This is a genomic window from Nocardiopsis trehalosi NBRC 14201 (assembly GCF_001552555.1).
GTDB lineage: Bacteria > Actinomycetota > Actinomycetes > Streptosporangiales > Streptosporangiaceae > Nocardiopsis_B > Nocardiopsis_B trehalosi.
Map to the genome: position 1 here is coordinate 1 of NZ_BCRK01000001.1, position 13,092 is coordinate 13,092.

Annotated in this window: 14 protein-coding genes; 10 read left to right on the plus strand and 4 right to left on the minus strand. The window is 77.3% G+C overall.

The window, feature by feature from the left end; translation table 11 throughout:
- From NT8_RS00005 to NT8_RS00025, 5 genes are all read left to right on the plus strand, one after another.
- The coding region (locus NT8_RS00005; RefSeq protein WP_067962375.1) for a GlxA family transcriptional regulator at positions 1–856 on the plus strand (856 nt) is incomplete at its 5' end.
- A gap of 83 nt (positions 857–939) precedes the next feature.
- Positions 940–1,575 carry an isochorismatase family protein gene (locus tag NT8_RS00010; RefSeq protein WP_174549490.1) on the plus strand — a complete coding sequence of 212 codons (636 nt, stop codon included), beginning with the start codon at positions 940–942 and terminating at the stop codon, positions 1,573–1,575.
- Between the two features lie 56 nt (positions 1,576–1,631).
- Positions 1,632–2,204 carry a GNAT family N-acetyltransferase gene (locus NT8_RS00015; protein ID WP_067962380.1) on the plus strand — a complete coding sequence of 191 codons (573 nt, stop codon included), beginning with the start codon at positions 1,632–1,634 and terminating at the stop codon, positions 2,202–2,204.
- A 42-nt stretch (positions 2,205–2,246) separates the two neighbouring features.
- Positions 2,247–2,753 carry a hypothetical protein gene (locus tag NT8_RS00020; RefSeq protein WP_067962385.1) on the plus strand — a complete coding sequence of 169 codons (507 nt, stop codon included), beginning with the start codon at positions 2,247–2,249 and terminating at the stop codon, positions 2,751–2,753.
- A 91-nt stretch (positions 2,754–2,844) separates the two neighbouring features.
- Positions 2,845–3,603: a methyltransferase domain-containing protein gene (locus tag NT8_RS00025; protein WP_067962388.1), complete on the plus strand. Its 759-nt coding sequence runs from the start codon at positions 2,845–2,847 to the stop codon at positions 3,601–3,603.
- A gap of 80 nt (positions 3,604–3,683) precedes the next feature.
- On the opposite strand, the gene NT8_RS00030 is transcribed toward NT8_RS00025, so the two are convergent.
- The gene (locus NT8_RS00030; protein ID WP_067962391.1) at positions 3,684–5,369 is read right to left on the minus strand and encodes a bifunctional NAD(P)/FAD-dependent oxidoreductase/class I SAM-dependent methyltransferase; all 1,686 of its coding nucleotides are present in this window, start codon (positions 5,367–5,369) and stop codon (positions 3,684–3,686) included.
- Between the two features lie 128 nt (positions 5,370–5,497).
- Positions 5,498–6,082, minus strand: a complete 585-nt coding sequence (locus NT8_RS00035; protein ID WP_067962394.1) for a TetR/AcrR family transcriptional regulator — start codon at positions 6,080–6,082, stop codon at positions 5,498–5,500.
- A gap of 78 nt (positions 6,083–6,160) precedes the next feature.
- Here NT8_RS00035 and NT8_RS00040 point away from each other — a divergent pair, with 78 nt between their 5' ends.
- The 4 genes from NT8_RS00040 (at position 6,161) to thrS (ending at position 10,263) form a co-directional block, all read left to right on the plus strand.
- Positions 6,161–6,667, plus strand: coding sequence for an FBP domain-containing protein (locus tag NT8_RS00040; RefSeq protein WP_067962396.1), 507 nt, complete (start codon positions 6,161–6,163; stop codon positions 6,665–6,667).
- 350 nt (positions 6,668–7,017) lie between these two features.
- Positions 7,018–8,394 carry a serine hydrolase domain-containing protein gene (locus NT8_RS00045; protein ID WP_067962399.1) on the plus strand — a complete coding sequence of 459 codons (1,377 nt, stop codon included), beginning with the start codon at positions 7,018–7,020 and terminating at the stop codon, positions 8,392–8,394.
- Positions 8,395–8,444: 50 nt separating this feature from the next.
- Entirely contained in the window at positions 8,445–8,864 is a 420-nt protein-coding gene (locus NT8_RS00050) for an SgcJ/EcaC family oxidoreductase (RefSeq protein ID WP_157515419.1), read from the plus strand.
- Positions 8,865–8,985: 121 nt separating this feature from the next.
- The gene (thrS, locus tag NT8_RS00055) at positions 8,986–10,263 is read left to right on the plus strand and encodes a threonine--tRNA ligase (RefSeq protein ID WP_281203360.1); all 1,278 of its coding nucleotides are present in this window, start codon (positions 8,986–8,988) and stop codon (positions 10,261–10,263) included.
- Between the two features lie 27 nt (positions 10,264–10,290).
- Here thrS and NT8_RS00060 read toward each other — a convergent pair whose 3' ends face one another.
- Positions 10,291–11,436 (minus strand): RNA polymerase sigma factor, encoded by a 1,146-nt coding sequence (locus tag NT8_RS00060; RefSeq protein WP_067962405.1) that lies wholly within the window; start codon positions 11,434–11,436, stop codon positions 10,291–10,293.
- Positions 11,433–11,840: a YciI family protein gene (locus NT8_RS00065; RefSeq protein WP_067962407.1), complete on the minus strand. Its 408-nt coding sequence runs from the start codon at positions 11,838–11,840 to the stop codon at positions 11,433–11,435. The genes NT8_RS00060 and NT8_RS00065 overlap by 4 nt, the downstream gene beginning before the upstream one ends.
- 222 nt (positions 11,841–12,062) lie before the next feature.
- Between NT8_RS00065 and NT8_RS00070 the strand changes: the two genes are divergently transcribed.
- Positions 12,063–12,944 carry a class I SAM-dependent methyltransferase gene (locus NT8_RS00070; RefSeq protein ID WP_067962409.1) on the plus strand — a complete coding sequence of 294 codons (882 nt, stop codon included), beginning with the start codon at positions 12,063–12,065 and terminating at the stop codon, positions 12,942–12,944.
- Positions 12,945–13,092: the final 148 nt, after the last annotated feature.

A 13,092-nucleotide genomic window follows, 5' to 3' on the forward strand; every position in this document is an offset into this window, starting at 1 on the left:
ACCCGCCGCCGGGCCGGTCCGCACCTCGGCGGGCGTGCGGCTGGTGGCCGACCTCGCCTTCGACGAGGTCGGCGCGGACGTCGACACGCTGATCGTCCCCGGCGCGGTCGACATGACCGAGGCGGGCCCCGTGGCGCGGGTCGACCCCGGCGTCGTGGCCTGGGTGCGGGCCACCGCGCCCCACGCCCGGCGGGTGGCGTCGGTGTGCGTGGGCGCGCACGTGCTGGCCGCCGCCGGCCTGCTCGACGGGCGCACGGCCACCACCCACTGGTCGACCGCCGCCCAGCTCGCCGCCGCCCACCCCGAGGTGACGGTCGACCCGGACCCGATCTTCGTCCGCACCGACCGGGGCCGGCTGTGGACGGGGGCCGGCATCAGCGCCTGCCTGGACCTCGCGCTCGCCCTGGTCGCCGAGGACCGGGGCGAGGACGCCGCGCTGGCGGTGGCCCGGCAGCTGGTGATGTACCTCAAGCGGCAGGGCGGGCAGAGCCAGTTCTCCGTCCCGCTGAGCCGGCCCGCCTCCGCCCGCCGCGACATCGACGACCTGCGGCTGTGGATCGCCGACCACCTCGACCAGGACCTGTCGGCGCCGGTGCTCGCCGCCCGGATGTGCGTGAGCGAGCGGCACCTGGCCCGCGTGTTCACGGCCGAGACCGGCGTCGGCCCCGCCGCCTACGTCGAGGCGGCCCGGGTCGAGGCCGCCCGGCGCCTGCTGGAGACCACCGACGACCCGCTCGCCCGGGTCGCGGCCGCCGCCGGGCTCGGCTCGGCGGAGACCCTGCACCGGGCGTTCCGGCGGCGGCTCGCCACCACCCCCGGCGCCTACCGGCGCCGCTTCCGCACCAGCACCGCCTGACCCCTCCCCCACCTCTGATCTCCGCCCCCGTCCGAGGGGCGGACGGCTCCGCCATGCCCGAAACCACCGTGAAAGGCACCATCATGTCCGCGAACACCCCCGTGACCACGCCCTCCGCCGCCCTGCGCGACGTCGTCGGACTGGACCGGCGCCCGGCCCGGCTCGGCGACTCCGTGCTGGTCCTGGTCGACTTCCAGAACACCTACCGCTCCGGCGTCATGGCGCTGGAGGGCGCCGAGGAGGCCCTCGCGGCCGGCGCCCGCCTGCTGGCGCGGGCCCGCGCCGCCGGCACGCCGGTCGTGCACGTCGTCAACGACGGCGGGGAGGGCTCGCCCTACGACATCCGCGCCGAGATCGGCGCCATCAGCGACGCCGTCGCCCCGGTGGACGGCGAGGAGGTCGTGGTCAAGCAGGTCCCGGACGCCTTCCACGGCACGGACCTGGAGGCGGTGCTGACCGCCCGGGGCGCGGCCCCGGGCAGCGGCGCGGACCTGGTCATCGCCGGGTTCATGACCCACATGTGCGTCGACCATACCGCCCAGGGCGCCTTCGCGCGCGGCTACCGGCCCACCGTCGTCGCCGAGGCCACCGCCACCCGCTCCCTGAGCGGCCCGGACGGCACCGTGCTCCCGGCCGCCGCCCTGCAGGCGGCGGCGCTGACCACCATCGGCGACCTGTTCGGCGTGGTCGTCCCCACGGTCGACGCCCTGCCCGCCTGACACCCGCGCCGCGGCCGCCGCGCCTTCGGTGCCGGTGGCCGTGGCACCATCGGGACATGATCCGCGTACCGGCCCTGCGCACCGCGCGCCTGGACCTCGTCCCCCTTGCGGCGGACCACACCCGGGCGGTGGCCGACCTGTTCGCCGACCCCGCCATGAGCGCGCACCTCGGTGCCGACCTGTCCGACCGTGCGGCGGCCGAGGAGATGGTCCGGCGCCGGCTGGCCTACGGCGGCCCCGACGGGCTCGGCCACTGGGCGCTGCTCCACGGCGGCCGGGTCGCCGGGTTGGCGCACCTGCACCCGTCGGCGGAGCTGCCCGGCGGGCTGTGCGAGATCGGCTGGTACGTGGGGTCCGCCTACGCCGGGGCGGGACTGGCCACCGAGGCGGCCCGGGCCCTGATCCGGTACGGGCTCGCCGACCTGCGGCTCGACGCGGTGTGGGCGCTGGTCCACGTCGACAACACGGCCAGCCTGCGGGTGGCCGCGCGGCTGGGCCTGCTCGACGTGGGGCGCGGGTTCCACTACGGCGGGGAGCACCGCGTGCTCGTGGGCCTGCCCGGGCTGCTGCGGACGGGTGGGGCGGAGGACGACCCCCGGCCGGGACGGGCGGCCGGCACCTCCCCCTGACCGGCGGACGCCGCCGCTCCGCCGTTCCGCGACAATCGGGGCATGCGGTCACGCCTGCGCACCCTCGCCGTGCTGGAACTGGTCAACATCCCCCTGATCGGGGTCGCCCTGTACGCGATGCTGGGCATGCCCGCGTCCGCCGCCAACACGGTCGGCTACGCGCTGGTGGCCCTGCTGCTGGCCGAGGGGGCCGCCTACTGGTGGCTCAAGGTCCGCCAGCTGCGGTCGCGGGCCGCCCTCCCGGAGGGGCTGGGCGCGCTGCGGGTCCTGCGGGCGGCCAACCCGGTGCTGCTCGCGGCCGGGGCCGCGGTCGTGGCGGGCGCGGCGGTCGGCGGGGCGCCGGCAACGCACGTGTGGCCGGGCGCCGGGCTGTGGGCGTTCGCCGTCCTGGAGCACGTCAACTACTTCCACGTGCAGCTGTCCCACCAGACCCGCGCCGACCTGGCGCGGCTATGGCGCACCCGGCGCCTGCACCGCTCCCACCTGTCCCGCGACCTCGCGGCCGCCCCGGCCAGGCCGACCGCCGTCCCGCCGGGGGCCGGCCGGTGACCGTTCCGCCTCGTGCCCGGTCCGGTGGGTGGGCGCGACTCGCGGCGTAAAGCGGTGGCGTGGGGCTGCGGGGGGCGGGGATGATCGGGGGATGGAGCGGAGTTTCGACGAACTGGTGGCCGAGGGCGCGGCGGCGCCCGTGGCCGGGTGGGACTTCTCCTGGCTCGACGGCCGGGCCACCGAGCAGCGCCCCTCCTGGGGCTACCGGCGTCTGCTGCGCGAGCGGCTCGCGCGGGCCGCGGCCTCCCTCGACGTCCAGACCGGCGGCGGCGAGGTCCTGGCCGGCGCCGCACCGCTGCCCCCGCTCGCGGCCGCCACCGAGTCCTGGCCGCCCAACGTCGCGGTGGCCACCGCCCGGCTGCACCCCCTGGGCGCGGTGGTGGTCGCCGACCCCGACGAGCCGCCGCTGCCGTTCGCCGACGCCGCGTTCGACCTGGTCACCAGCCGCCACCCGGTGACCGTGTGGTGGTCGGAGATCGCCCGGGTGCTGCGCCCCGGCGGCACCTACCTGTCGCAGCAGGTCGGCCCGGCCAGCGTCTTCGAGCTGGTCGAGTTCTTCCTCGGCCCCCAGGACGAGGCGCGCGCCCACCGGCGCCCCGAGGACGCCCGCCGCGCGGCGCGCGAGGCCGGGCTCGACGTGGTCGACCTGCGGTCCGAGCGCCTGCGCGTGGAGTTCTTCGACATCGGCGCGGTGGTGTACTTCCTGCGGAAGGTCATCTGGATGGTGCCCGGGTTCACCGTCGAGGCCTACCGCGACCGGCTGCGCGACCTGCACGACCGCATCACCGCCGAAGGCCCGTTCGTCGCCCACTCCGCCCGGTTCCTCATCGAGGCCCGCCGGCCCGGGTGAGCCGGGCGGCTCCGGCGGCACCCCGCCGGAGCCGGCCCGACTCAGGCGGGGCGCTCACCCGGCTCCCTCAGTCGACCCGCTCAGGCGGGGCGCCGCCGCACCAGCACCGTCGAGTCGGTCCGGTGCCCCACGCTGCCGTCGGGCGCGGTCTGCGCGCGTTCGTGCTCGGCGCAGCGCAGCACCTCCCAGCGCCCTTCCTCCAGCTCCAGCGCCGCCAGGACCTCCTCGGGGGTGGGGAAGACCATCCCGCCGTGCGCGTCCGGGTCCCACGACGGCCCGGTGGCGTGGCTCTCCACCAGCAGCACCCCGCCCGGCGCCACGGCGGCCGCGGCGCGGCGCAGGATGGCCTCGCGCGCCAGCTCCCCCGGCGCGTGCAGGAACTGGGCGCTCACCAGGTCGAACCCGCCGTCGGGGACGAACTCCTCCAGGTCGGCCCGCTCCCAGGTGATGCGGTCGCCGACCCCCGCGTCGGCGGCGTGGCGGGCGGCCCGCTCCAGCGCCACCGCGGAGATGTCGACCGCGGTGACCTTCCACCCGCGTCCGGCCAGCCACACCGCGTCGGCGCCCTCGCCGCAGCCCAGGTCCAGCGCCCGGCCGGGCGGCAGGCCGCCCGCCTCGCGGACGAGGGCGTCGTTGGCGCGGCCGCTCCAGACCCGGTCGCGCTCGCGGTAGAACCCGTCCCAGAACTCGGCGGGCGGGAGGGCGGGGTCCGGCCCTGCGGCCGCGGAGCCCGCGCCGTGGCCGTGCCCGTGGCCGGCGTGCGCCGGGCCGCCGGCGGCTCCGGCGGCGCGGGCGGCGACGGCGCGCCGGGTCTCCTCCTCGATCAGGTCGGCGTTGACGGCGGCGCCGGCGCGCACGCCCGCCGCGGCCGACCCGATGGCCTGCTCGGCGAGGGAGGTGGCGTTGCCCGCCACCCACACGCCGGGGGCGGCGGTGCGCCCGGTGGGGTCGGCGTCGATCCGGGTGCCCATCACGTGGCCGTTCACCTCCTGCTCGACGACGGACAGGCCGAGGCCGGCATAGGGGCCGGTGCGGGCGGTGAAGCGCGGCGCGACGGCGAGGACCGCGACGGGGAACACGCGGCCGCCCTCGACCACCACCCCGGTCAGGCGGTCGTCGGCGGTCTCCAGCCCGGTGACGGTGCCCTCGACCACCGGAACGCCCCGGGCGGCCAGCCGCTCGTGGTCGTCGTCGGACAGGTCGGCGGCGGTGTGCCGGAACAGGGTCACGTCGCCGGACCACTGCCGCCACAGCAGGGCCTGGTGGACCGCCAGCGGGCCGGTCGCCAGGACGCCCACCGGCCGGTCGCGGACCTCCCACCCGTGGCAGTAGGGGCAGTGCAGGACGTCGCGGCCGAACCGCTCGGCCAGGCCGGGCACCTCCGGCAGCTCGTCCACCAGGCCGGTGGCCAGCACCAGGCGGTCGCCGGTGACGGCGGCGCCGCCGTCCAGGACGACGCGCAGGCGCCCGTCGGGGCGGCGTTCGACCGCCGTGGCGGTGCCGTCGCGGAACTCGCCCCCGTACCCGGCGACCTCCTCGCGGCCGTCGGCGAGCAGCCGCAGGGGCGGGGTGCCCTCGCGGCCCAGGTAGGCGTGGACGCCCTCGGCGGGGGCGTTGCGCGGGTGGCCGGCGTCGACCACCAGCACCGAGCGGCGCGCCCGGCTCAGGGTGAGCGCGGCGCCCAGCCCGGCGGCGCCGCCGCCGATGACGACGACCTCGTAGTGCGGTTCGGCGCCCGATGCGCCGGTGTGCTGCGTGGAGCCCATGGTGCGGTTCCCCTCCGTCGATCCGATGCCGCGATCATGCGTCACGCACCGACGGAATGACAAACATCTTTGCCGTTACCGCAAAAATTCCTCCGCGCGGGCCTGCGGCCGCCCCGACCGGCCCGACCTCACCCGCCGCCGACCGCGCCGGTGCGCCAGGCGCTGAACGTGGCGTGCAGGGCGTCGACGATCCGCTCCCACGACGCCTCGACGTCGCGCTCGTGCAGGAACTGGCCGGTGGCCTCCAGGTCGATGTAGCCGTGCACGGTGGCGCGGAGCAGCCGCACCGCGTCGGTGAGGTCGGGGTCGGCGAGGGCGTAGCCGCGCATCACGGCCACCATCAGCTCGGCGCTGCGCCGGTGCGCGGGCGAGGCGGTCAGGGGGTGGTCGCCGATCCGCAGCTGCGTGGCGGCGTAGCGGCCCGGATGCTCCAGGGCGTAGGCCCGGTAGGCGCCGGCGAACCCGGCGAGCGCGTCGCGCCCGGCCCGCCCCGCCACGGCGACGGCGATCCGGTCGGTCTGCTCGCCCACGGCGAGGACGGCCACGCGCTCGCGGAGTTCGCGCAGGTTGCGGACGTGGAAGTAGAGGCTGGCGTCCTTGACGCCGAACCCGCGGGCGAGGGCGGAGAGGGTGACGTTGTCGAACCCGACGCGGTCGGCGAGGTCGGCGGCCGCCGCGGTCACCCGGTCGGCGGTCAGGCCGGCGCGCGGCACGGCGCACCTCCGGGAAGGCGGGGACTAGGGGGGATAATCATTTGCCTAGGATACCTAGGCTCTGTAGCGTCGCCCTCCATGGAGCCCCTGATCGAGAAGGACATCCGCGCGTCCTTCGTCAACTGCTCGAAAGGCGAGGCCCACCGCCTCCCCCTGCCGCGCGACCTCGGCACCCGCCCCTGGCCCGACCTCGACTTCCTGGGCTGGCGCGACCACCAGTCGCCCGACCGCGCCTACCTGGTGGCCGAGCACGGCGGCCGGCCCGTCGGGGTGGTCCTGCGGTCGGCGGCGCGCAAGCGCGGCTTCCTGCACCGCGGGCTGTGCTCGGTCTGCCTGACCACCCACCCCGGCAGCGGGGTCGCGCTGATGACCGCCCGCCGGGCGGGCCGCGCCGGCCGTGAGCACAACTCGGTCGGCCTCTACATCTGCGCCGACCTCGGCTGCCCGCTGTACGTGCGCGGCCTGCGCACCCCCGAGGCCGGCGGCCGCCTCGACGAGTCGCTGACCGTCGAGGAGCAGGTCGACCGCCTCCGCGCCGCGCTCGCCGCCTTCCTCGACCGCGTCACGGGCGCCGCCCCGGCGTAGCCGCGCCGGCGGGCGGCATCGAGCAGGGCGGTCGCGCCCCTCGCCGCCGGTGCCCGCCCGCCGCGCGCGCCGCCCCGGGCGCGGGGCCGACGCCACGGCCAAGGTCGGCGCCGGCGGGGCGGTCGCCACCCCGCACCGCCGACGCCGGTCCCGGCCCCCGCACGGCGGTGCGGGGGCCGCCGCGTGTCCGGCCCTTCGAACGCCCGACCCCTCCCGGACCACCCGGCTTGACCGCCGTTACGGGCGTGCGTACAGTGTTCGCATCGAGCGAAGGCGTACGCATCGGCGGCGCCCGCTTACGGCGGACGGCCGGCACCGGCGCCCCGCCCCACCCCCGATGAGGAGCACCCATGGCCTTCGGCACCGCCCGCTGGCAGCGCCGCCTCGACACGCTGCGGGCCGCCCACCACGTCCCGGGCGCCTCCCTCGCGGTGCTCGCCGACGGCGAGGTCCACACGCTGGCCACCGGCGTGCTCCACCGCGGCACCGGGGTGCCCGTCACCCCCGACGCGGTCTTCCAGGTCGGCTCGATCACCAAGCTGCACACCGCGACCCTGGTCATGCGGCTCGTCGACTCCGGCGACCTCGATCTCGACGCGCCCGTCACCGACGTGCTCCCCGACTTCTCCGCCGCCGACCCCGAGGCCACCCCCGGCATCACCATCCGCCGCCTGCTCAGCCACACCAGTGGCCTCACCTGCGACTTCACCCTGGACACCGGGCGCGGCGACGACTGCCTGGCCCGCTACGTCGACGCCGCCCGGGGCGTGGCCCTGGACTGCCCGCCCGGCACCGCCATCTCCTACAGCAGCGTGGGCTACAACGTCCTGGGCCGCGTGGTCGAGGTGCTGACCGGCCAGACCTGGGACGAGGCGCTGCGCACCCGGCTGTGCGAACCCTTCGGCCTCACCTCGACCGTCACCCTGCCCGAGGACGTCCTGCGGTTCCCGGCCGCGATGAGCCACCTCGGCGAACCGGGCGCCGACCCCGAGCCCGCCGCCCGGTGGAACGCGCTGCCCCGCTCGGCCGGGCCCTACGGCGGCGTGCTCTGCTCCACCGCCGCCGACCTCGTCCGCCTCGCCCGCATGCACCTCGACGGCGGCGCCGCCCCCGACGGCACCCGCCTGCTCTCCGCCGACGCCACCGCGCTCATGCGGACCCGCCAGACCGACAGCCCGGACAAGTGGACGGTGGAGTCCGACGGGTGGGGGCTGGGCTGGACCCTCTACGACTGGAACGGCACCCCCGGCTTCGGCCACGACGGCGCGACCATCGGCCAGTACGGCTACCTGCGCGTGGTCCCGGAGGCGGGCGTGGCCGTCGCCCTGCTCACCAACGGCGGCGGCGCCCGGCGCCTCTACGCCGACCTCTACCGCGACCTGCTGTCCGACCTGGCCGGCGTGGAGATGCCGGAGCCGTTCGCCCCCGCCGCCACCCCGCCCGCCGTCGACATCACGCCGTTCACGGGCACCTACCGGCGCGAGGGCGTCGTCATCACCGTCGCCGAGCAGGCCGGGCGGCCCCGGATCCGCTACGACTTCGTCGACGGCATGGCCGGCCTCTCCCCCGCCATCGAGGCCGACCTGGTGCCCTACTCCGACACCGTCTTCGCCGCGGCGGGCGAGGGCGCGTTCGCCGAGGACTGGATGCCGGTCGTGTTCTCCACCCTCATCGACGGCACCCCCTGCGCCTACATCGGCATGCGCGCCGCCCCCAAGACCGCCTGACCGGGCGGAGGCTTGACCTCAACGAATGTTGAGGTTCCACAATGGCGGACATGGACACCGAAACGGCGGTCACCGCCGCCCGCACCGCCGACACCGCCGCGCTGACGCAGGTCGTCGCGGCCCTGGAGCACTCCCAGCGCAACGAACTGCCGGAGGAGTTCATCGGCCTCTTCCGGCACGACGCGATCTGGACCACCGGCCACGGCCGGCGGCTCACCGGCCGCGACGAGATCGCCGCCTTCACCCGCGAGGTGCTGCCCGGCGCCATGGCGAACCGCACGGTCACCTACGAGGTGGTGGACGTCCTGTTCCTCCGCCCCGACGTCGCCGCCGTGCGCGCCCACGCCCAATACCGCACCCTCGACGGCGCCCCGGAGGGCAACCCGGGCAGCCCCCTGTACGTGATGGCGAAGGAGGACGGCCGGTGGCTGCTCACCGCCTGCCAGAACACCGAGATCCTGCCCGCCTGACCGGGCGGGCGGCCCCGGGGGTCTGCTATCGTCTCCGCCATGCAGCGTGCCGCCATGACGACGACGCCGGACCTCGTCCCGGCGCGCTGACCTGTACCTGAAACGCGAAGCCCCGGGGCGGTTGCCCCGGGGCTTCGCCGCGTGGTCTCCCGCCCCGTCCCGCGAGGAGACCACGATGCCCGACCACCGCCGCCTCGGCCGCGACCTCGGCCTGTTCGACTCCGATCCGCTGATCGGCTCCGGGCTGCCCTTCTGGCTGCCCGACGGCGCCGCCGTGCGCCACGCCCTGGAGGAGTACGTCCGCGACGCCGAGCGCCGCGCCGGCTACCGCCACGTGTACACCCCCGTCCTCGGCAAACGGGAGCTGTACGAGATCTCCGGCCACTGGGACCACTACCGCGACGACATGTTCCCGCCCATGGACGTGAGCGGCGAGGAGATGGTGCTGCGCCCCAGCCTGTGCCCCCACCACGCCCTGGTCTACCGCTCCCGGGGCCGCAGCCACCGCGACCTGCCGCTGCGGGTGGCCGAACTCGGCGCCATGTTCCGGTCCGAGCCGTCGGGGGTGCTGGGCGGGCTGACCCGGGTGCGCGCCATCCAGCTCAACGACGCGCACATCTTCTGCACCCTGGACCAGGTGGCCGCCGAGGCGGGCGCCGCCCTGGACATGATCCGGGCCGCCTACGCCGATCTGGGCATCCGCCCCGCCCGCTACCGGCTCTCCCTGCCCGGACCGGGCGGCAAGTACGTCACCGGCCCCGGGATGTGGGAGCGCGCCTCGGCCCTGCTGACCGCCGTGCTCGACGACGCCGGGCTGGACTACGAGGCCGCCGGGGGCGAGGCCGCGTTCTACGGGCCCAAGATCGACGTCCAGGTCGCCGACGCCGCCGGGCGCGAGGCGACCCTGTCGACCGTGCAGGTCGACCTCCACCAGCCCGCGCGGTTCGACCTGCGCTACGTCGGCGCCGACGGCGCCCGGCACCGGCCGGTCATGGTGCACCGCAGCGTCATCGGCAGCGCGGAGCGGGCGGTCGCCCACCTGGTGGAGGTGCACGGCGGCGCCTTCCCCGCCTGGCTGGCCCCGCTGCAGGTGGCGGTGCTGCCGGTCACCGACGCGGAGATCCCGTGGGCCGACGAGGTCGTGCGCCGCGCCGCCGCCCTCGGACTGCGCGCCGAGGCGGCCGGCCCGGAGCGGGGCGGCCTCGGCGCCCGGGTGCGGGCCGCCCGGCTGGTCCCCTACCAGGTGGTCGTGGGCGCCCGCGAGGCGGCGGACGGCCGGGTGGCGCCGCGCCTGCGCGACGGGCGCCGTCTCGACCCGCTGCCCGCCGACGCGGCGCTGTCGCGCATCGCCGCCCGCGTCGCGGCGCGCGGCACCGCCCTGTGGGACGAGGCCGCGTAGCCGCGCGGCGGCCGGGCGCCGACGCGCTCACGATCGGGGCGGCCGCCGCACCCGGGCGGCCTCCCGGGTGAGGTGGTCGCGCTCCGGCACACTGGTGGCGGCGCGGGCGGCCTCGGCGTACAGGGCGGCGGCGCGGGCGCGGTCACCGGCCCGTTCGTGCAGGTAGGCCGCTGCCGCGGCGTAGCGGGGCAGGCCCGGGTCGACCTCGGCCAGCGCCGCCAGGCCGGCCGGGGCCCCGTCGGCCTCCCCGACCGCCACCGCGCGGTTGAGCCGCACCACCGGGCTGGCGGTGAGGGCCAGCAGTTCGTCGTACCACTCCACGATCTGCACCCAGTCGGTCGCGGCGGTGCTCGGGGCGTCCGCGTGCAGGGCGGCGATCGCGGCCTGCGCCTGGTACTCGCCCAGCCGGTCGCGGGCCAGCGCGCCCTGCAGGACGGCCACGCCCTCGGTGATCAGGGCGGTGTCCCAGCGGGACCGGTCCTGCTCGGCGAGCGGCACCAGGCGCCCGCCGGGACCGGTGCGCGACGCCCGGCGCGCGTGGTGCAGCAGCATCAGCGCGAGCAGGCCCGCGGCCTCGGGCTCGCCGGTCAGGGCGGCGAGCCGGCGGGCGAGCCGGATCGCCTCGGCCGCCAGGTCGACGTCCCCGCCGTACCCCTCGTTGAAGACGAGGTAGAGCACCCGCAGGACCGTCGCCAGGCCACCGGGCCGGTCGAGCGGCAGCCCGGCGATCCGCCGCTTGGCCCGGCTGATCCGCTGCGCCATGGTCGCCTCGGGCACGAGGTGGGCCGCCGCGATCTGGCGCGTGGTCAGGCCGCCGACCGCGCGCAGCGTCAGGGCGACGGCCTGGTTCGGCGGTAGGGCGGGGTGCGCGCACAGGAAGTAGAGCCGCAGCGTGTCGTCCCGGGCCGGCACCGGGCCGGGCGCGGGCTCGGCCTCCACGGCGAGCTCCCGCCCCCGGCGCGACGCCTCGGCGCGGGCGGCGTCGAGGAACCGGTGCCACGCGGCGGCGACCAGCCAGCCCTTCGGATCGCGCGGCGGGTCGTCCGGCCAGGTCCGCAGCGCCCGGATCAGGGCCTCCTGGACGGCGTCCTCGGCCGACGCGAAGTCGGCCCCGCGCCGGACGAGGACGCCGATCACCGCGGGGACGAGGTCCCGCGGCAGCGAGGTGTTCACTCGGTGGTCGAGGCCGACCCGGTGAGGAACGGGCGGACCTCCAGCCATTCGCGGATCGGCTCGCCGCCGGGGCCGGGGGCGGCCGACAGCTCCCCGGCGAGCTCGACCGCGCGGTCCCAGGAGTCGACGTCGATGATCATCCAGCCGGCGATGAGGTCCTTGGTCTCGGCGAACGGGCCGTCGGTCACCGGCGGGCGCCCCTCGCCGTCGGAGCGGACGAACGCGCCCCCGGGCGCCAGTGCCTGGGAGTCCACGTATTCGCCCGTCTCCTTGAGCCGGTCGGCGAAGTCGTTCATGTACCCCACGTGCGCGTCGACCTCCTCCGGCGTCCACCGGTCCATCGGCTCGTAGGCGGAGACGGGGTCCGGGCCACCCCGGTAGTGCTTGAGCAGCAGGTACTTCATGTCGGTCCTCCTTCGTCGCGGCCCTTTCGGCCACTCGTACCCCGGGGACGGAGCCCGCGCCGCGTTCTCGACACCGGAGGCGCGCCGATCCGGAAAAAAACCCGCCGACCGGTCCCCGGCCCCGTGCGGCGCCGCCGCACACCCGGGGCGGGCCCCGGCACCGGCCCGCCGGCGGCCGGTAAACCGGTGGCGCCCCCGGCGCGGCCACACTAGCCTCGCCGCGTGATCCACGAGCATCCGCTGGCCTACCTGCTCGGCGTCGAGGGCGCCGCCCTGCTGCGCGCCTTCACCGGCGGGCACGACCGCGCGTTCGTCGACGCCCGCCTGGCCGAGGTCCGGCGGCTGCTCGACGACCCCGATCTGGCGGACGCCGCCGTCGACGTCGACCGCGTCGACCCGGTCGCCGGCTACCGCTCCTGGGCGGCGACCTACGACACCGCCCCCAACACGGCGTTCGCCGACACCCCCGTGGTCGACGCCGTCCTCGACACCCTCCCCGCCGGTACCGCCCTGGACGCCGCGTGCGGCACCGGGCGCCACACCGCCGGGCTGGTCGCGCGCGGCCACCGCACCATCGGCGTCGACGCCTCGCCCGACATGCTCGACCGGGCGCGGCGCCGCGTGCCGGAGGCCGACCTGCGCCGGGGCGACCTGCACCGGCTCCCGGTCGCCGACGCGGCCGCCGACCTGGTGGTGTGCGCGCTGGCGCTGACCCACGTCCCCGACCTCGCCCCCGTGTTCGCCGAGTTCGCCCGGGTGCTGCGCCCGGGCGGGCACCTGGTGCTGTCCGACGTCCACCCCGAGCGGGTGGCGCGCGGCTCGGCGCCGGCCGTCCGCGACGGCGCGGGCCGCCCGGCCCGGCTGCCCGCGCACCTGCACCGCACCGGCGACTACCTGCGCGCGGCGCTGCCGCTGGGGCTGCGCCCGCTGCGCTGCGAGGAGCCCGTCCCCCCGCCCGCCGCCCCCGCTGCGCCGGCCGCCGGCCCCGGCCCGTGGGACGCCTGGCCGTGGAGCCTGGCCGCCCTCGTCCCGGAGGCGGCGCGGGCGGCCGACCACGGCGTGCCCGCGATGCTCGTCTGGCAGTTCCGGCTGGCCGGGGCCTGACGCTCGGAGCCTGGGGTCGAGGAGGATCGCTACAGGATCCAGCGGTTGAGCGGTGACCTGGGCGACGGTTCGGTGACGGGGCTGGTCCGCCCTGTTCGCGGTGCCGACCGCGCGGCCGACCCGGGTCATCGAGGCGTGCACCGCCGGC